Here is a 17,246-nt window from a genome sequence, read left to right on the forward strand (position 1 = left end):
AGCTTACGCTGGCTTTTTTTATCCCCCGAAGATTTTTGCGTCGATAAGCCCGCAAAGGGCATTGATGATGAGCAGTAGCAGAGGTGTAGCCTCCGTGGGACTGAGATCGTTCAGGGCGATTTCGTGGTCCTCCGGATGCAACAAAGAGGTTATGTCCGATTTCTCCCTGGCACTGAGAACCACAACACTCATTTCCCGATCATGGGCAACCTGGATAGCCTGGATAAGATTTGCCTTGTGGCCATCGTCGACGATCACGAACAACAGGTCCCCGGGTTTGCCAATCGCCCGGACCTGACGCGAGAAGGTATCGTTGAAACGGTTATCCCGGCAGATGGCCGAATAGGTCGTTGCGTCGGCGCCGAGATTGATGGCGGGCAGTGCCGGCCTGTCCTGTTCGAAACGGTTCAGAAGCGCGGTACAGAAGTACTGGGCCAGAATGTTGGCATTACCGTTGGCGCAGGTAACTATTTTCCCGTCCTGGAGCAGAGTTTCCACGAAGGCGTTGGCAACCTCCTCGATAGCAGGGCCGGCCGTACTCGCGGCCTGCGCGGTATGCTCCATATGGCTTGCGAACCACTGGTTGATCTGGTGTTCGGTGTCGGTCATTTTCGGTATCACTATCCTGCCAGAATTGCATTCCTGATCCATTGTACCCGGTATTTTTTGACGGTACCCGGGCTGATGGCAACCACATCTATCCGTGAGAGGCTGTTCCAGAGCCCGTGCCTGTGCAGGTAAAACGAGACTGCACGAATCAGGCGTTTCTGTTTGGGGTAATTGATGGAGCTTGCAGGATCTACAAGGCTGCCAGCGCCCCGATAGCGGACCTCGAAGAATACGAGAGTCTCACCTTCCTGTCCGACGAGATCAATCTCGCCGCCGCGATTGTAGACGTTGCGCTCAATAATCCGGACGCCCCGACTGGCGAGGTAGCGGGCTGCAACGCCCTCAAAGTGGTTACCCAGGGTTTTGGTGCCATCCATGGCTACTGCCTTTCTCCTTCGGTGTTATTCGCTGAGAGGTGGGGCTTCCTCTTGAGCGCCTTCCATCTCTCCCTCTTCGGTTACCGGTTCAGGGATGAGTTCAGGAGCGCCGTTGCGGAACTGGGCCCAGAGTTGTTCCCGATGGATGCTGCCCTCGGGTGTCATGGTCAGCACACCTGTTTGGCCTGATATCGAGGCGCTTTCCACCTGTTTCAGCAACGGCAGGCGTTTGCTCAGGTGCCACGCATCGGCGCCCATGGCGAAAAGGCGCCCGGGCTGGCCACGGGTTCCGGACAGATTTTCGGTAGCTCGCGTACGCAGCTCATTGTCGTCGCCCAGGACCCAGGGAATATCAGTGAAAATAACGCCGTTCAGGTCACGGTCCCGTGAAGGTGCGGGTGTGCCCTCATAGATAATGGAAGGCGAGTACACAGGCAGGTCCCCGCCGAAATAGAAGGCGAAAAGAGGTTTGAACTGTCGGGCAACAGTGGGCTCTGCCACCATGACGATGGCGTCGGCATCCTGCCGGCGACGCGGCTCGAATTCGACATTCATGCCAATGGTGCGTTCAACCTGGATGGCCCGGTCGCGGGAAACGGTAATGCCCAGCAGGTCAGCCGTTACCGCCCTTAGGTTGTCTTCCCGATAGAAGCGCTCGATGTCCAGGGCAACGCCTTCATGGGAGGCCATGCGTTTCAGCAACGCAGCCTCAACGCGATCGCCCCATTCGCCGCCGGGGATAAGCACCAGAACCTGGCGCAGCTGTTCTGCGGCAAGTCGGTCGGCAATTTGCCGGGCCTCGTCCTCTGCCGAGAGACCGAACTGGTAGAGTCCGTCAGCGGGCTTGGTATCCGCCGGCAGGTAATTCAGCCCGAGAGCGGGTACGGGCAGCGTATTCATTGAACCCAGTCCGGCCAGTGCCTCTTTTTCCAGGGGGCCAACAATCAGGTCGATATCCTGTTCCGATAGCTGCTTGTAAAGTTCGCTGAAAGACGTGCCGGCGGTATCAAAGATCCGAATGTCGGTTTTGCCCCGGTCAGCAGTGTCATCCAGGTAGTACGCTGCCAGAAAGCCATCCCGGATGGCCTTGCCCGCCGTTGCCAGCGGGCCCTGGAGAGGCAGGGCAAGAGCGATTTTTTCCGGACGGCTGTCTGCCAGTGTGGCGATCAGTTGGAGTTCCGAGGGCAGAGCCTGGGCTGCGGGATGGCCGGGCCAGTTGTTTTGCCAACCCCGGATGAGTCGGCCCTGCTCGTCTATGCCGGTTTCTGCAGTGCGCACCAGGTTTGCCAGCTCCAGCCAGCCCTGGGCCTCATAGCCAATCGCTTCGGCAGAGGCCGAGCTCAGCTCGGTGCCCGGTACCTTCTCCAGCAGGGACCAGATGCGGTTATGAATCTGTTGCGCATCCGCGGTGTTATCCGTCTGGGCCAGCAGGATAAGGGTCATGGCCGCAGGCATCGGCTTGCCCGCCAGGTCATAAGTGTCCGCCTGCAGGCTGGCGGCCCGGGCCATCAGGTCGGCCGGGTACTCTATAAAGGTCGACGGCGTGAGTTCGGCGGAAAGCGCCTCTGCCCAGGATTCGTCCTCAAGGGCCTTGGCGCTTGCCATGGCTAGCAGGAGTTTCTGGTTGCCAAGGTCCGCAGCCGGTTGCGCCAGCTGCGAACTTTGAAGTAGCGTTCGTGCTGCCACGTGGTTGCCCTGGTCCTGGAACCTGCTGGCGATCCGGAGGAGGTAGGCCTGGGCGGTCTCGATATTATCTTCGTTGCCGGCAAGCTCGAGGGCCTGGTCGGCCGTTTGCGCGACGTGGGTTTCGAGATTGACGGTGGCGCAGCCCGCCGACAAAAGGGCGGCAGTAAATACGCTGGCCAGGGCTCGTTGATGAATACGGATATTTAACATGGCAGGCTCGACATACTCCGGATGATTGGGCTTGTAGCGCCAGACTAACGCTGGCAAGTTTAACAGCTCCGGGGTTAATTCACATGACGTAACTGTCACGCTCCCGGATACCCCATCACAGAGGCACACGCTTTGAAAAACGAGGTCAGCGATTACCCGTCATCCGATAGCCGCAGGGATGAACCGGGCGGCACTCTTTATGTTGTTGCCACCCCGATTGGCAACCTTGATGATCTATCTCCAAGAGCAACCCGGACCCTCGCCCACGTGGACGTGGTCGCGGCAGAGGATACGCGCCACAGTGGCCGGCTATTGAGCCATCTGGGCATTCAGAAGCGAATGATCGCATTGCATGACCATAACGAAAAAGATCGCGCAGCCGGGATCCTCGCTGAGCTTAAGGCCGGGCGCGATGTGGCGCTGATCTCCGACGCCGGTACACCGCTTATCTCCGATCCCGGATACGTGCTGGTGCGAGACGCCAGGGCTGCGGGGTATCGGGTGAGCCCGATTCCGGGGCCCTGTGCACTGGTAGTGGCTCTGAGCGCGGCCGGCCTGCCGACGGACCGCTTTCTGTACGTGGGGTTTCTGCCTGCCAAGCGCTCGGGTCGCAGGGCCAGTCTTGAGCCGCTGGCCAGTGAGCCGGCCACTCTGGTGTTCTATGAATCGCCGCACAGGATTCTAGAGTCGGTACGGGATATTGCCGAGGTGCTGGGCGAGGATCGTGAGATGGTTCTGGGGCGGGAAATCACCAAGACCTTCGAAACCTTCTATTCCGGTTCGGTTGCGGAGGTTCTGGCAGAGTTGGAGCAGGATCCCCACGGAACCCGTGGGGAGTTCGTGGTCATGGTTCGAGGTGCGATGGCGCAACCTGGTAATGATGACGCGGCTACCATGGATGTGGACCGTGTGCTTCGGGTTTTGCTGGCAGAGCTTCCGGTGAAGAAGGTCGCCAAAATGGCCTCAGAACTGACCGGTCTGTCGAAAAATGAGCTGTACCAGCGCGCACTGGCGCTAAAAGACAACTGAGTACAGTGGCGTTTTCCCTTGCAAGGCTTTGGGCGCAGGAGTATTGTCTCGCCCGAGCTCGCCAGACAGTCGCCGCCGGTTTTCCGGGGGAGGAAAGTCCGGGCTCCATAGGGCAAGGTGCCAGGTAACGCCTGGGCGGCGCGAGCCGACGGAAAGTGCAACAGAAAGTATACCGCCTAAGCGCCCTCGGGCGCCGGTAAGGGTGAAACGGTGCGGTAAGAGCGCACCGCGTGGCTGGCAACAGTCCACGGCGATGGTAAACCCCACCTGGAGCAAGACCAAATAGGAATCCAATGGCGTGGCCCGCGCTGGATTCGGGTAGGTTGCTTGAGGTCTGTGGTGACGCAGACCCTAGATGAATGACTGTCCAAGACAGAACCCGGCTTATCGGCGAGCTCGCTCTTTTCCCTTCCTGTGACATTCGTCATTCTCAACAGATGTCCTTTATAGCCAAAAAATCTTAAACCTCACTTGCAGTCTTCAGACTTTTTTGCAGGTATTTGATTTTACTTCTTTTCTTTTCCGTAATCTCACCATTTCATCGAATCCGCCTCCGTAACCTCTTGTCATAAAAGGAACTTTTGCAAGTGTGGCGCTGTTTGCGGCGCTTGCATTGTGTATTGCGTGTTTCTATAGTGTGCAGAAGTGGGAAAAAGTGGTTTCTAGTGGTTTTTTGTGGATATTGGGCACCCAGAGACAGCGTAAATGAGTAATTTTCTCGGCAGTCATGCCATCAATATGGATGCGAAGGGTCGCCTGGCGATCCCCTCCAAGGTGCGCGAAGAGCTCGCGCAGGCCTGTGGTGGGCGCATTGTATTGACAGCAAACGCTGACGAGGAGCGGTGTCTGCTGGTCTATCCGGAGCCCGAGTGGGAAGTTCTACGGCCCAAAATCGAGGCGCTTCCCAACATGAATAAGGCGGCCCGGCGGCTGCAGCGTCTGATCCTGGGTAATGCTGCGCCCATGGAGCTGGATTCGGCCGGTCGTATTCTGATTCCGCCAACCCTTAGAAGCTATGCCCATCTGGAGAAAAAGCTGATGTTGATCGGGCAAGGCAAGAAGCTAGAGCTCTGGAGCGAAGAGCGCTGGTTTGCCTGGCTGGATGAATCCTCTGATGACGAAGACATGCCGCCCGAGATGGAGGCGCTGTCCTTATGACCACCGATCGCAACCAGGAGGCCGGGGCGGCGTACTCGCATCGCTCGGTGCTCCTGGATTCGGCGGTCGACTATCTGGTCAACGACCCCGACGGTTATTACGTGGATGGCACCTTTGGGCGGGGTGGTCACAGCCGCCTGATTCTCGGTCGCCTCGGCCCGTCGGCGCGGTTGCTGGGTATCGACAAGGATCCCGAGGCGATACGCGCGGCGAAGGAATTGGAAGCCCAGGATAACCGGTTCCACAGTTTCCACGGTTCGTTTGCGGAGCTGGGCGCTGCGGTGGTCGGTCAGGGTTGGCAGACAGTGAATGGTGTGTTGCTGGATCTCGGCGTGTCATCGCCGCAGCTTGATGATGCCTCCCGTGGATTCAGTTTCATGCGTGATGGTCCACTGGACATGCGCATGAATACCGAACAATCGCCCAGCGCCGCCGAATGGCTTGCAACAGCGGACGAGTCGGATATCGCAAACGTGATTTTCCGTTACGGCGAAGAGAAATTCTCGCGGCGCATTGCCCGGCTACTGGTCGCGCGTCGGCAGGAAGCGCCCGTCGAAACCACTCGCCAGTTGGCAGAGTTGGTCAGCGAGGCGGTCCCGAAAAAGGAAAAGCACAAGCATCCGGCTACCCGGACCTTCCAGGCAATCCGGATTTTTATCAACCGGGAGCTGGAAGATCTCGAAGTGGGTCTTCAGTCTGCTGTTGACCACCTCGCTCCCGGAGGGCGTCTGGTGGTCATCAGCTTTCATTCGCTGGAAGACCGGTTGGTCAAGCGGTTCATGAGGGATCTGGCGCGCGGGCCACAGCTGCCCAAAGGGGTGCCCGTAACCGCGGAACAGGAAGCCTCGGATTTCCGGCTCGTTGGCAAAGCCAGCAAGGCCGGCGCTGAAGAAGTAAGTGACAACGTACGTGCCCGCAGCGCAGTCATGCGGGTGCTCGAACGCACCGATATCAGGAAAAACTCGCAGGGGAGCGCGTAACCATGGGCGCTGTTGCCATTGAAGAGCCGGTAAAAACGGCGAAGCTCAACAAGCAGAAGGTCCGGGACGGTGTTGCAACCGCGGTCCGTATCTCAAGGCAGGTTTTCGCTGCCACGAAGCAGGGCAAGGTGCTTGTCTCGCTCGGTCTGGTCGCCGTGTTGCTGGCTTCCTCTATTGGCGTGGTGGTCAGTGCCCACGAGAACCGGGAGCTTTTCAACACGCTGTCGCAACTTCAGTCCGAGCGCGACCGTTATCAGAGCGAATGGAGCCAGCTTCTGCTCGAGCAGAGTGCGTTAAGCGCTCATGGCCGGGTCGAAAAGCTGGCGGCTGAGCGTTTCGGCATGGTGGTGCCGGGACGTCAGGATATTGTGCTGGTGCCACTGATGTCGCCGGTTACCAGCCGGTAATCAACGAGAACAACAACGATTCAGGGTGATCGACGTGTCCGATCAGGGAAAGAAGACAACATGGGGGCAGCGTTTGGCGTCCGGGCTGGCAGCCTGGCGTTTTGGCTCCGTCGTGGGCGTCTTCCTCCTGGTGGTGGGTGTGCTTGGCTGGCGCCTGGTCGACCTCCACGTCGTGGATAATGATTTCCTGCGCAAGCAGGGTGATGTTCGTACGATCCGGGTTGAGAGTATTGATGCTCATCGTGGTGTTGTCACCGATCGTTATGACGAGCCTCTGGCCGTCAGCACGCCAGTGCAGACCATCTGGGCGAATCCTTCTGAAGCCAATCCCTCCGAGGCGCGACTCACCAACCTTGCGCGGCTGCTCGATATCAATGAAGCCTCTCTCCGGCAGCGTCTCGAAGAATACTCCGGGCGGGAATTCATCTATCTGCGCCGCAAGGTTCAGCCGGATCTGGCCAGAAAGGTTCTCGAATTGGAGATTGACGGGATATACACCCGTCAGGAGTACCGTCGCTATTACCCCGCCGGCGAAGTGACTGCTCACGTTGTGGGCTTCACCGACATCGACGAACGCGGGCAGGAAGGGATCGAGCTCGCCTACAACCAGTGGCTGTCCGGTGAAACCGGCCGGAAGCGGGTCCTGAAAGACAACCGCGGCCGGGTTATCAAGGATCTGACCCTGATTCGCGATGCCAGCCCCGGCCAGAACCTCGCCCTCAGCATCGACCTGCGCCTCCAGTACCTGGCCTATCGGGAACTCAAGGCTGTGGTGGCGGCTCATAATGCCAGAGGGGGTACGCTGGTCATGCTCGACGTGGATACCGGTGAGGTCCTGGCGATGGTCAACCAGGGGTCCTATAACCCCAATGACCGCAGTCAGCTCGCAGCGGAAAATCTTCGAAACAAGGCTATCACCGACCTGTTCGAGCCAGGCTCAACCATGAAGCCGATCACCATGGCGGCGGCTCTGGAATCCGGCAGCTACTCGGTTAACAGCACCATTGATACCAACCCGGGTTTTCGCCGTTTCGGTCGTTTCACCATCCGGGATCATCGCAACTATGGCGTCATGGATATGACCGAGATCATCGTCAAGTCCAGCAACGTCGGAATCAGCCGGATTGCTACCGACCTTGGCGGCGATGTGATTCGTGATCTCTACGCCCGTCTGGGACTTGGCCAGCCAACGGGGATCGGTTTTCCCGGCGAAGCCGTGGGCGTATTGCCATCGCCGCCCAAGTGGCGCCCCGTGGAAGAGGCGACACTGTCCTACGGATACGGTATGAGCGTGAACGCTCTTCAACTGGCCCAGGCCTATATGGTGATCGCCAATGGTGGCGTGCGCTATCCCCTGAGCCTGGTCCGGCAGGACAAGAAGCCGGAGGGGCAGCGAGTGCTCTCGGAGCAGGTCACCCTCCAGGTTCGCAATATGCTGCGCGAGGCCGTTTCAAGGGGTACCGGTAAGCGGGCCCAGCCTGGATTTTACTCGGCTGGCGGCAAGACCGGGACTGTTCATCTTGTTGGGGCCCAGGGTTACGAGGATAGCCAGTACAAGGCGATTTTTGCCGGTATGGCGCCTATTGATAACCCGAGGCTGGTTACGGTTGTGGCCGTTGATGCGCCGCAGTCCGGAGAATACTACGGTGGTGAAGTGGCCGCGCCAGTATTCTCACGGGTAATGAGTGACGCACTGCGACTGTTGAATGTGAAGCCTGAACTGGAAGTGGGAGAGGCCGAAATGGCTGCTTCTGCATCCGGAGAGCGAGGGTAGGCCTATGTGCATCACATCTCTCAGCACGTTATTGCAGGGTATCGTAGCGGTTCCGTCGGTGTTCGACGTGACCATCCACGGACTGAAAACCGACAGTCGGGAAGTCGCCTCCGGCGATGCCTTTATCGCCCTCTCGGGCGCCCGAACGCCGGCTGACTTCTATGTCGATAAGGCCATTGCAGCGGGCGCAACGGTCATCCTCCTGGAAGCGCAGCAGGCGGGAGAGTGCACCGAACACCACGGTGCCTTGATCGTACCTGTCCCTGGCCTGCGCAGTCTGGTGGGGCGAATCGCAGACCGCTTTTTCGAGCATCCGTCGCAACGGCTTCGCCTGATTGGCGTGACCGGAACCAATGGCAAGACGTCGGTCTGCCAGTATGTCGCACAGCTGCTCAAGGAAACGGGAACGCCCTGCGGTATCCTCGGCACTCTGGGCTATGGCATGCCTGGCGCCCTGCAACCCGCGACGCATACGACACCGGATGCGGTTCAGGTAAACCGGGTGCTGTCCCGGATCGTGAAACAGGAAGGTCGGGCAGCCGTGATGGAGGTGTCCTCCCATGCCCTTGATCAGGGCCGCGTGGATAACCTCTCGATGACCGGCGCTGTATTCACGAATCTGACCCGGGATCATCTGGATTATCACGGTTCCATGGAAGCCTATGGTGCCGCCAAGGCGCAGCTTTTCCAGCGTGAAGAGCTGCATTTTTCGGTAATCAACTTTGACGATCCATTTGGTCGACAGCTCTTCGAACAGCTGGACGGCAAATGTGATCGCGTGCGCTACAGCCTGCACGAGGCCCAGACCGAGCTCTGGTTACGGGAATTCCGACCAACCGACGAAGGCTTTGAAGCTGAGGTCGATGGCGAGTGGGGCCGGTTTGTTGTCTCGGTTCCGCTGATGGGAAGTTTCAACGCGAGCAATGTGTTGGCGGCTATGGCAACGGTTCTGACGCTTGGCGTGCCGATCGAGCGCGTGCAGCAGGCTGTGGGTCGGCTCACACCGCCACCGGGCAGGCTGGAGCGGTTTGTGGGTGCTAATGGTGTCAGGGTGGTGGTCGATTACGCCCACACCCCGGATGCCCTCGCCAATGCTCTGACAGCACTGCGTCCGCACGTTACCGGTGAACTGGTGTGCGTGTTTGGTTGCGGCGGTGACCGTGATGCCGGTAAACGTCCGGAAATGGCCCGGGAAGCCGAGAGGCTTGCAGATCGGGTGGTCGTTACTGATGACAATCCCCGCAGTGAGGACCCCGAAACAATTGCGCGACACATCCTCGCCGGTTTCACGGACGCTGCCCGGGTATCTGTTATCCATGACCGGGCCGAGGCCATTCAGTCGACGATCCGCTCGGCCACGCCAAACGACGTAGTTCTGATCGCAGGGAAAGGCCACGAGGCTTATCAGGAAATCGCCGGCCAGAAATACCCGTTCAGTGATGCGGAGCAGGTTCGCCACGTCTTGAAACTCAATGGGGGTGTGGCATGATGCGCGCCTTTTCGCTGGCGGAAGCCAAGGGTTGGCTGGGCGCCCAGTGCGCTTCGGGCGACCTTGCGTCGGTGAGCTTCGCCGGAGTTTCCACTGATACCCGCACCCTCGAGCCTGGCCAGCTGTTTGTGGCCCTGCGCGGCGAAAATTTCGATGGCCATCGTTTCCTGCAACAGGCCATGGATAAAGGCGCAGTTGGCCTGGTGGTCGATACGCCTGATACCAACCTGGCTCTGCCTCAGTTGGTAGTGAATGACACACTGGAGGCCCTTGCCCGGCTAGCGGCCGCCAACCGTGAAGAAAGCACAGCGGCCATCCTCGCGATCACTGGCAGCAGCGGCAAGACCACCGTCAAGGAAATGTGCGCCGCCATTCTGTCGCAGATGGGCAAGACGCTTTCAACGAAAGGCAACCTGAACAATCACATCGGCGTCCCGCTTACGCTGTTCGGCCTTTCTCCGGAACACCAGTACGGCGTGATTGAACTGGGTGCCAGTGGGTTGGGTGAAATTGCCCATACCGTCGCCCTGGCAAAGCCCCGCGTTGCCATTCTCACGAATGCTGGCGAGGCTCATCTGGAAGGGTTTGGCAGCTACGAGAACATTGTCCTGGCCAAGGGCGAAATCATTGACGGCGTCGCGTCAGACGGTCTGATGGTGCTCAACGGTGACGATCCGGCCTTCGCGCAGTGGCGCACCCGAGCCGGGGCCCGCCGCGTCGCAGGTGTCAGCCGTCTCGGCGCCGAGGCGGATTATCACGCAGTCATTGAGGGCCAGGACGCCGGAACCAGAACCTTTCAGGTCAGCGGCCCGAACGGCTGGCTATCCAGGGTCACGCTGGGTCTGGAGGGCGATCACAACATCACCAACATGCTGCTTGCCATCGCGGCAACCCGTGAGTTGGGTGCCAGTGATCAGGCGATTGTTGCAGGGCTGGCAAGTGTTGCGCCGGTGAAAGGGCGGCTTCAGGTCTTGGAGTTGTCGCCGGAAATGACGCTGATTGACGACAGTTACAACGCCAACCCGTCGTCCATGAAAGCTGCGCTCGGGGTGCTGGCCGGCCGTGCAGGTCAGAAGATTGCTGTACTCGGTGCCATGGCAGAGCTTGGCGCCAAGGCAAATGCGTTGCACAGGGAAGTTGGAGTGTGCGCCCGGGAGCATGGTATCGATCGACTGATTACCGTGGGGCCGGGTTGTGAAGGTTATGCCGACGGGTTTGGCGAGTCCACGGAACTCGGACTGAGCCATGAGCAGGCCGTTGAATCGGCGATTGGGGACAAAAACACACCATTGACAGTGCTGGTCAAGGGTTCTCGCAGTTCCGCCATGGAGCGTGTGGTGGAGGGAATTAAAGAAAAGGTGAATAACTCATGCTGCTCTGGCTGACAGAGGTCCTATCACAGTATTTCTCCGCACTGACGGTGTTTCAGTACCTGACCCTGCGTGGAATTCTGGGCACACTCACCGCGCTGCTGATTTCGCTGATCATCGGCCCCGTGATGATCCGCAAGCTGAGCCAGTACCAGATTGGTCAGGCGGTGAGAGATGACGGTCCGCAAACCCATCTCAGCAAAGCTGGCACCCCGACTATGGGTGGCGCACTGATCCTGGTAGCCATTGGCATCAGTACGCTTCTCTGGGCGGATCTTGGTAACCGCTACGTCTGGGTCACCCTGCTGGTGACGCTCCTGTTCGGCGCAATCGGTTGGGTTGATGACTATCGCAAAGTGGTGGAACGTAACCCGCGGGGCCTGCCGGCTCGCTGGAAGTATTTTTGGCAGTCGGTTATCGGCGCTACGGCGGCCGTTGTGTTGTTCTTCAGTTCCGCCTTGCCCCAGGAGACGTCTCTGTATGTGCCCTTTGTAAAGCAGGTATCCCTCACCCTTGGCCCGGTGCTGTTCATTCTGCTCACCTATTTCGTGATCGTTGGCAGCAGCAATGCCGTCAACCTGACGGACGGCCTTGATGGCCTGGCAATCATGCCGACGGTGATGGTCGCCGGAGCGCTTGGTATCTTCGCTTACCTGTCCGGGCACGCCCAGTTCGCCAATTACCTGTTGATCCCGCATCTCCCGGGCACCGGGGAGCTTATCGTATTCTGCGGCGCACTCGTTGGCGCCGGGCTTGGTTTCCTCTGGTTCAACACCTACCCGGCCCAGGTCTTCATGGGGGATGTGGGCGCCTTGGCCCTCGGTGCCGCCCTGGGTGTGGTCGCGGTGATTGTTCGCCAGGAAATTGTGCTGTTCATCATGGGCGGTGTGTTCGTGATGGAAACCGTGTCAGTGATCTTGCAGGTAGCGTCCTTCCGTCTGACCGGGCGGCGGATATTCCGCATGGCGCCGCTGCATCACCACTTTGAACTGAAAGGCTGGCCGGAGCCACGAGTGATTGTCCGGTTCTGGGTTATCACGGTCGTTCTGGTCCTGATTGGCATTGCCAGTCTGAAACTGAGATAGGAAAGCGCTGCAACTATGAGTGTCATTGTTTCGGATCGTCGCACACTGGTCGTAGGGCTCGGTAAAACCGGGCTTTCCTGCGTGCGCTATCTGTCCGAACAGGGGCGGGACGTTGCTGTGGCCGATAGCCGCAAGGCTCCTCCGGGTCTTGATCAGCTGAAGGTCGGTTGGCCGGATATTCCGGTACACCTCGGGACCTTTGACGCAGAGCTGTTTTCCGGTTTCAACGAACTGGTGGTCAGCCCGGGAATCAGCATTGCCGAACCAGCCATTGCAGCTGCCGCCCGCCAGGGAGCAAGAATCCGGGGTGACATTGATCTGTTCGCCGAGGCTGCCGATGCGCCGATCGTCGCGATCACTGGCTCCAATGGCAAAACCACCGTCACCACACTTGTGGGTGAGATGGCCAAAGCGGCGGGCCGGAAAGTCGCCGTTGGCGGCAATATCGGTACCCCGGCCCTTGATCTTCTTGGCCAGGGCGCAGACCTGTATGTGCTCGAGCTTTCGAGTTTCCAGCTTGAGACCACGGAAGAGCTGAACGCCCTTGCGGCAACGGTCCTCAACCTCAGTGACGACCACATGGACCGTTACCCCAACAAGATGGCGTATTTCCAGGCCAAGCAGCGGATATTCCGGGGTTGCAAGAACGCCATTGTTAATCTGGACGATGCCCTGAGCACCCCCATGGCAAGGGACAACCTGAGGTTCCTGTGTTTCGGCTTCCATCGGGTGAATCCCGAGACGTTCAGCACCCGAGACGATGACCAGGGCACCTGGATTACCTTCGGGTTTGATAACCTCTTGCTGGCCAGCGAGTTGAAGCTGATGGGGCATCACAACATCAGCAACGTGATGGCTGCTCTGGCACTGGGCCATGCCGCCGGGCTGCCCATGGATGTGATGCTCAGGGTCGCGCGGGAATTTCCGGGGCTGCCGCATCGCTGTGAATTCGTGCGCCGGCTGAAGGATGTGGACTTCATCAACGATTCCAAGGGAACCAACGTTGGCGCCACGGTAGCCGCTATTGAAAGCCTCGCTCCGGACAAAGGCAAAGTGGTGCTGATTGCCGGTGGTGATGGCAAAGGGGCTGATTTTACCGCCCTGGAAGCCCCCATCGCCCTGCATTGCCGGGCCGTGCTGCTGATCGGGCGTGATGCGCCGGCCATCGCCGATGTGCTGGGCAGCGGTATTCCAGTACACCGGGTAGGTAGCCTTGCCGAGGCGGTTTCCCGCTCTGCCGAACTGGCCATGCCCGGAGACCGGGTGTTGCTCTCGCCGGCATGCGCCAGCTTTGACATGTTCCGCGACTATCTTGATCGCGGTGACCAGTTCCGTTCTCTGGTGGAGGCCCTGTGATGCACGCAGATCTTCCACTCCAGAACCGGAACCCGTGGCTGGGCGAGATACAACCCCTGCCGATGTTGGTGATCAGCTCCGTGGCATTGCTGGTGATGGGCGTGGTCATGATTTCCTCGGCGTCCATGGATATGGCTGCCGAAACCATGGGTAACAGCTACCACTATGTGATCCGTCAGCTGATGTTTGCCGGTCTTGGTTGCCTGTTGGCCCTGGTAGCGGTGAACGTGCCAGTGGCCTGGTGGGAGCGCAGCGGCTGGCTGCTGCTGGGCATCGGTCTGTTGGTCCTGGTTCTGGTGTTGACGCCCCTGGGCCGTACCGTGAACGGCTCCACCCGCTGGATTCCGTTCGGCCTGTTCAACGTCCAGGTCTCGGAAGTGGCGAAACTCTGCCTGATTGCCTACCTGGCCGGCTACGTGGTCCGTCGTCGGGATGAACTGCTCAATACCTGGCTTGGTTTCCTGAAGCCGTTGGTCGTCCTCGGTTTGGCATCGGTTCTGCTGGTGATTCAGCCGGACTTCGGTGCCACCGTGGTGTTGGTGACGGCAGCGGCGGGGATGATTTTTCTGAGCGGTGTCCGGCTGAGCCGGTTCGTGCCCCTGATCGGCACGCTGGTGGTTCTGGGTGCCATTCTGATCGTTACCCAGCCTTACCGTCTGAAACGGGTTGTCAGCTATCTCGATCCCTGGAAAGACCAGTTCGACAGCGGTTACCAGTTGACCCAGTCCCTGATTGCCTTCGGTCGCGGAGACTGGGGTGGTGTCGGCCTGGGTAACTCCATCCAGAAGCTGTTCTACCTGCCGGAGGCCCACACCGACTTTATCTTCGCCATTATCGCCGAGGAATTCGGTCTCCTGGGATCCTTGCTGGTACTTAGTCTGTTCACCCTGCTGGTGGTGACCGGATTCGTCATTGCCCGCCGGGCCGAGAAGGCGGACATGCCGTTCGGCGCCTGTTTTGCCTATGGGCTTACCCTGCTGATTGGCCTGCAGGCAGGCATCAACATGGCGGTTAGCACCGGGCTTCTGCCAACCAAGGGGCTGACTCTGCCGCTGGTGAGCTACGGTGGATCCAGTCTGATGATTACCTGTATCTGCATTGGCGTTCTTGCCCGTGTGGAAATGGAGCGCCTGGATCAGGAAAAGCTGGCCCGAGAGAAAACCGGTCCGAAAACGCGGGGAGGTGCGGTGTATGACTGAACAGCGTCGCTTCCTGATGATGGCCGGCGGTACCGGCGGGCACGTGTTCCCGGCCCTGGCAACGGCTCGGGCGCTTGAGGCTCGTGGTCACCAGGTGTACTGGCTCGGAGCCAGTGGCGGAATGGAACAGAGGCTGATCGGCGAAACCGATATCCCGCTGTCACTGATTCATATTTCCGGTTTGCGGGGCAAGGGTAAGCTCGCTCTCTTGCTGGCGCCGTTCCGGCTGATGCGGGCGCTGGGTGAAGCCTTCACCATCCTGCGCCGGATTCGCCCGGATTGCGTTGTAGGCATGGGCGGATTTGTTACCGGGCCCGGTGGTGTTGCCGCCTGGCTGAACCGTACGCCGCTGGTGATTCATGAACAGAACGCCATCGCCGGCATGACCAACCGCATCCTGGTCAGGTTTGCAGAAACCGTGCTGGAGGCGTTTCCGGGTAGCTTCGGGCCGAAAGTGGTTACCCGCTGTACCGGCAATCCGGTGCGGGAAGACCTCGCGGCCTTGCCCGTTCCGGAAAAGCGCCTGGCGGACCGTGAAGGTGCTCTCAGGTTGCTGGTGATCGGCGGCAGTCTCGGCGCCCAGGTCTTCAACGAACAGCTCCCCGAGGCGCTGGCCATGTTGCCGGAAGGTGACCGGCCCGTGGTCCGCCACCAGTGTGGTGAGCGGCATGCCGAGGCGGCGAAGCAGGCCTATGAGGAGCATGGCGTGGAGGCGGCCGTTGAGCCGTTCATCAAGGACATGGCCGAGGCCTATCAGTGGGCCGATCTGGTGCTGTGCCGGGCAGGCGCACTGACGGTTTCGGAATTGTGCGCCGCGGGTATCGGCGCTGTGCTGGTGCCTTTTCCCCACGCCGTGGATGACCACCAGACGAAAAACGGGCAACAAATGGTGTCGGCGAAGGCAGCCATTCTGATTCCACAGGCAAAAATGACCCCGGCGGTGCTTGCGGAAACCCTGGGTGATCTGGCCCGGAATCGTGACCGGGTAAACGAAATGGCGAAGGCCGCCCGAACGTTGGCCCGCCCTGATGCAACGGAGAGAGTCGTGAATTACTGTCTGGAGGCCGCCAATGGCTGATGCAAATAATCCGCCCCTGGTCTATCAGGTGCCTGAAATGCGCCGGATCCGTCACATCCACTTTGTGGGGATTGGTGGTGCGGGGATGAGCGGCATCGCCGAGGTTCTCAAGAATCAGGGCTACGACGTTTCCGGATCGGATCTGAAAGAAGGGGCGGTTACCGATCGTCTCAAGGGTATGGGCGTAGAAGTGCAGATCGGTCACCGGGAAGAGAACAGCGCCAGTGCCGATGTGGTTGTGGTGTCTTCAGCGGTGTCCGCGGAAAACCCGGAAGTCGTGGCGGCCCGCAGTCGTCGGGTGCCGATTGTACCCAGGGCAGAAATGCTGGCGGAAATCATGCGCTATCGCCACGGCATCGCCGTTGCTGGAACCCATGGCAAGACCACAACCACCAGCCTGATTGCATCCATTCTGGGTGAGGCGGGCCTGGACCCGACTTTCGTGATTGGCGGCAAGCTGAACAGCGCCGGCACTAACGCTCAGTTGGGCGGTTCCCGCTATCTGGTGGCGGAGGCCGACGAGAGTGATGCGTCCTTCCTGCATCTGACGCCGGTGATTTCAGTGGTGACCAACATCGAAGCGGACCATATGGATACCTATGGAGGCGATGTCGAGAAGCTGAAGCAGACCTTTGTGGACTTTCTGCACAACCTGCCGTTTTACGGTGTTGCGGTGATGTGCGTCGATGACGGTTACGTTCAGGAGATCATCCCCCGGATATCCCGAGCCATCATCACCTACGGAATTGACAACCCGGAGGCGGATTACCGGGCGGAAAGCATCAATTCCGACGGTTTGCGGACCCACTTTGTGGTGAAGCGTCCGGCCGGGCGCAGCGACCTCGCGGTCGAGCTGAAAATGCCGGGCCGTCATAACGTGCTGAACGCGCTGGCGGCCATAGCCGTGGCCACAGACGAAGGCGTCGCCGATGATGCAATCTGCCGCGGGCTGGCCGGATTTGCCGGTGTCGGTCGCCGGTTCCAGGTCTACGGCGATTACCAGACCCCCAAGGGCACGGTCACCCTGGTGGACGATTACGGTCACCACCCGACGGAGGTAGAGGCTGTTATCCGGGCTGCACATGATGCCTGGCCCGACCGGCGTCTGGTCATGCTTTACCAGCCGCACCGCTTTACGCGGACCCGCGACCTTTATGAAGACTTTGTCCGGGTGCTTTCGGAAGTGGACGGCCTGCTTTTAATGGACGTGTATTCCGCCGGCGAACCGGCGATTCCGGGGGCCGATGGTCGGGCCCTGTGTCGCAGTATTCGCCAGCGCGGGCAGGTGGAACCGGTATTTGTTGAAGACAATCTGGAAATCGAGTCCCTGCTGGCCAATGTGCTGCAGGACGGTGATCTGCTGATAACCCAGGGCGCCGGCGATATTGGCGGCGTGGCAGCGCGGCTGGCAGCCGCGGGAGTGATAGCTGGTGAGTGAC

At 59.6% G+C, this 17,246-nt stretch carries 15 protein-coding genes and 1 other RNA gene; 13 read left to right on the plus strand and 3 right to left on the minus strand.

What is annotated here, in order from left to right:
- Positions 1 to 18: 18 nt before the first annotated feature.
- From ACP86_RS14180 to ACP86_RS14190, 3 genes are read right to left on the minus strand one after another with little or no spacing between them, the layout of a single operon-like run.
- Positions 19 to 609 carry an SIS domain-containing protein gene (locus ACP86_RS14180; RefSeq protein WP_008176542.1) on the minus strand — a complete coding sequence of 197 codons (591 nt, stop codon included), beginning with the start codon at positions 607 to 609 and terminating at the stop codon, positions 19 to 21.
- A gap of 11 nt (positions 610 to 620) precedes the next feature.
- Positions 621 to 986, minus strand: a complete 366-nt coding sequence (locus ACP86_RS14185) for a YraN family protein (protein WP_008176539.1) — start codon at positions 984 to 986, stop codon at positions 621 to 623.
- A gap of 24 nt (positions 987 to 1,010) precedes the next feature.
- Positions 1,011 to 2,939: a penicillin-binding protein activator gene (locus ACP86_RS14190; protein WP_227507725.1), complete on the minus strand. Its 1,929-nt coding sequence runs from the start codon at positions 2,937 to 2,939 to the stop codon at positions 1,011 to 1,013.
- A 75-nt stretch (positions 2,940 to 3,014) separates the two neighbouring features.
- Here ACP86_RS14190 and rsmI point away from each other — a divergent pair, with 75 nt between their 5' ends.
- The 13 genes from rsmI (at position 3,015) to murC (ending at position 17,245) form a co-directional block, all read left to right on the plus strand.
- Positions 3,015 to 3,911: a 16S rRNA (cytidine(1402)-2'-O)-methyltransferase gene (gene rsmI / locus ACP86_RS14195; RefSeq protein ID WP_053114549.1), complete on the plus strand. Its 897-nt coding sequence runs from the start codon at positions 3,015 to 3,017 to the stop codon at positions 3,909 to 3,911.
- A 53-nt stretch (positions 3,912 to 3,964) separates the two neighbouring features.
- Positions 3,965 to 4,314: RNase P RNA component class A (gene rnpB, locus ACP86_RS21905), an RNA gene on the plus strand.
- Between the two features lie 302 nt (positions 4,315 to 4,616).
- On the plus strand, positions 4,617 to 5,069 hold the full coding sequence (mraZ, locus tag ACP86_RS14200; RefSeq protein WP_008176533.1) for a division/cell wall cluster transcriptional repressor MraZ: 453 nt from the start codon (positions 4,617 to 4,619) through the stop codon (positions 5,067 to 5,069).
- Complete coding sequence (rsmH, locus tag ACP86_RS14205; protein WP_053114551.1) at positions 5,066 to 6,049, plus strand: 16S rRNA (cytosine(1402)-N(4))-methyltransferase RsmH; 984 nt, start codon at positions 5,066 to 5,068, stop codon at positions 6,047 to 6,049. The genes mraZ and rsmH overlap by 4 nt, the downstream gene beginning before the upstream one ends.
- 2 nt (positions 6,050 to 6,051) lie before the next feature.
- Positions 6,052 to 6,456, plus strand: a complete 405-nt coding sequence (gene ftsL, locus ACP86_RS14210) for a cell division protein FtsL (protein ID WP_014576098.1) — start codon at positions 6,052 to 6,054, stop codon at positions 6,454 to 6,456.
- A gap of 34 nt (positions 6,457 to 6,490) precedes the next feature.
- Positions 6,491 to 8,230, plus strand: a complete 1,740-nt coding sequence (locus ACP86_RS14215; protein ID WP_041644965.1) for a peptidoglycan D,D-transpeptidase FtsI family protein — start codon at positions 6,491 to 6,493, stop codon at positions 8,228 to 8,230.
- 4 nt (positions 8,231 to 8,234) lie between these two features.
- Entirely contained in the window at positions 8,235 to 9,719 is a 1,485-nt protein-coding gene (locus ACP86_RS14220; protein ID WP_053114553.1) for a UDP-N-acetylmuramoyl-L-alanyl-D-glutamate--2,6-diaminopimelate ligase, read from the plus strand.
- Positions 9,716 to 11,104 carry a UDP-N-acetylmuramoyl-tripeptide--D-alanyl-D-alanine ligase gene (locus tag ACP86_RS14225; protein WP_053114554.1) on the plus strand — a complete coding sequence of 463 codons (1,389 nt, stop codon included), beginning with the start codon at positions 9,716 to 9,718 and terminating at the stop codon, positions 11,102 to 11,104. Before ACP86_RS14220 ends, ACP86_RS14225 begins: the two co-directional genes overlap by 4 nt.
- Positions 11,089 to 12,174, plus strand: coding sequence for a phospho-N-acetylmuramoyl-pentapeptide-transferase (mraY, locus tag ACP86_RS14230; RefSeq protein WP_008176520.1), 1,086 nt, complete (start codon positions 11,089 to 11,091; stop codon positions 12,172 to 12,174). The genes ACP86_RS14225 and mraY overlap by 16 nt, the downstream gene beginning before the upstream one ends.
- 15 nt (positions 12,175 to 12,189) lie before the next feature.
- Positions 12,190 to 13,530 carry a UDP-N-acetylmuramoyl-L-alanine--D-glutamate ligase gene (gene murD, locus ACP86_RS14235; RefSeq protein WP_053114556.1) on the plus strand — a complete coding sequence of 447 codons (1,341 nt, stop codon included), beginning with the start codon at positions 12,190 to 12,192 and terminating at the stop codon, positions 13,528 to 13,530.
- Positions 13,530 to 14,729: a putative lipid II flippase FtsW gene (gene ftsW, locus ACP86_RS14240; protein ID WP_053114557.1), complete on the plus strand. Its 1,200-nt coding sequence runs from the start codon at positions 13,530 to 13,532 to the stop codon at positions 14,727 to 14,729. The genes murD and ftsW overlap by 1 nt, the downstream gene beginning before the upstream one ends.
- Positions 14,722 to 15,807 carry an undecaprenyldiphospho-muramoylpentapeptide beta-N-acetylglucosaminyltransferase gene (murG, locus tag ACP86_RS14245; RefSeq protein WP_053114558.1) on the plus strand — a complete coding sequence of 362 codons (1,086 nt, stop codon included), beginning with the start codon at positions 14,722 to 14,724 and terminating at the stop codon, positions 15,805 to 15,807. Before ftsW ends, murG begins: the two co-directional genes overlap by 8 nt.
- Positions 15,800 to 17,245: a UDP-N-acetylmuramate--L-alanine ligase gene (gene murC, locus ACP86_RS14250; RefSeq protein WP_053114559.1), complete on the plus strand. Its 1,446-nt coding sequence runs from the start codon at positions 15,800 to 15,802 to the stop codon at positions 17,243 to 17,245. Before murG ends, murC begins: the two co-directional genes overlap by 8 nt.
- The last annotated feature ends 1 nt before the right edge of the window (position 17,246 follow it).

The sequence above is a fragment of the Marinobacter sp. CP1 genome, assembly GCF_001266795.1.
Lineage (GTDB): Bacteria > Pseudomonadota > Gammaproteobacteria > Pseudomonadales > Oleiphilaceae > Marinobacter > Marinobacter flavimaris.